1 protein-coding gene is annotated in these 983 nt (G+C 56.3%); it reads right to left on the bottom strand.

Annotation, left to right across the window (positions count from 1 at the left end; translation table 11 throughout):
* Positions 1 to 302 precede the first annotated feature (302 nt).
* A partial coding sequence (locus tag IEW17_RS20625; protein ID WP_262891867.1) for a sensor histidine kinase occupies positions 303 to 983 on the bottom strand: 681 nt, incomplete at its 5' end.

The raw sequence follows: 983 nt of genomic DNA, 5'->3' as shown, positions 1-983 counted from the left end.
TCAAGCTGATTTTAGCTCAAAACTCACCCTCACCCCTTAATTTTTAACACAGTTCATGTAAAGGGACAAAACCCAGACGAGAGAGGGGCTATTTGTACTTCCCCACTGCCTTCAAAATCCTGTTTGCCCAGCCTTGGGAAAGTGGCTGGTTGCGAGTTTACGAAACTCATTCCCTCGGCGCGTTTCGTAAACTTTGAATTGTAGACGAGTTTCTTAAACTCCTCCAGCCCTGCAATGGCCAGTTGGCACCTGGTGCTGGCTAGCTGCTAGGGGTTCACGGAAAGGAGGATATGCCCATACCCCTAGACGGTAACTGAAGGGGGAAACCACAGCTGAAACGCACTGCCTGTCCTCTCTACGGAATGGACTTGAATGCTGCCCTGGTGCAGCTGCATAATCTGCTTGGCCAGGCTCAGCCCAATCCCGGAGCCATTGGGGCGGGTGGTGAAAAAAGGAATAAAAATACTGTCCAGTACGTCGGTGGGGATACCACTCCCGTTGTCTCTCACCTCAATAACCACCCGTTCCTGTTCATCGGGCCAGGCCAACAGGCTAATGCGAGGGTTAGGGGTTTGGGTGACTGCCTGCGCCGCATTAAGCACCAGATTGATGAGCACTTGCTCCAGCAGGTGGCCGTCGGCGTGCAAGGTGAGGTGCGCAGGCCGGACACTAAGGGTAACCTCAATACCTTGCGCGGCCAGTTGTTCCGCTAGTAGCTGCCGGGTGGCCTGGAGCAATTCCTGCACATAAAGGGTCGTGCGCTGCGGCGAGGCCAGGGTGCTAAAGTCCCGGTACACTTGGGCGAAGCGCAGCAGCCCTTCACTGCGCTGCTGGATGATGCGAATGCCGGTGCCCACGTCGTCGAGCAACTCAGTGGAGGCTTCTTGCTGCCGGGCGCGCTGCAAGTGCCGGCCCAGTGAATCAGCCAGCGAAGCGATGGGGGCGACCGAGTTCATGATTTCGTGCGTCATGACCCGTAGCAG

The sequence above is a fragment of the Hymenobacter frigidus genome (assembly GCF_014640435.1).
Taxonomy (GTDB): Bacteria; Bacteroidota; Bacteroidia; order Cytophagales; family Hymenobacteraceae; genus Hymenobacter; species Hymenobacter frigidus.
Note: the sequence above shows the minus strand (reverse complement) of the source record. Positions and strands in the feature narration are given on the sequence as shown.